The 394-nt window shown below is 64.0% G+C and carries 1 protein-coding gene; it reads right to left on the bottom strand.

Going from position 1 to position 394, the window contains the following annotated elements:
* Positions 1–394: transposase (locus AC0L18_RS32440; RefSeq protein WP_473495752.1), on the bottom strand; the 394-nt coding region annotated here is incomplete at both ends.

Below are 394 nucleotides of genomic sequence, written 5' to 3'. Positions count from 1 at the left end.
TGGCGATCACGCCGGCCTCGCGCGCCCGCTCATAGCGCGCATCCAGAATGAGGTACGGGTAAGGTTCGGCAAGCCGCTGCTCAAAGAACGCCTGCAGCGCTTCATCCAGCCGCGCCGTCGCCTGGCTTACCGTCGAGGCCGAGAAGGAATGGCCGCACAGCTCCTCGGTGATCGCCTTGACCTTCCGGGTCGACACACCTTGCACGTACATCTCGACCAGCGCCGACACCAATGCCTTCTCCGAGCGCTGGTAACGCTCAAACAACTCCGTCGAGAACCGGCCGGCCCGATCCTGCGGAACGCGAAGTTCCAGGACCCCAACCCGCGTCACAAGCTTGCGTTCGTAATAGCCGGACCGGTAACCAACCCGCTCCGTCGTCCGCTCGCCTTTCTC

This window comes from Mesorhizobium sp. WSM4819 (assembly GCF_055811215.1).
Note: the sequence above shows the minus strand (reverse complement) of the source record. Positions and strands in the feature narration are given on the sequence as shown.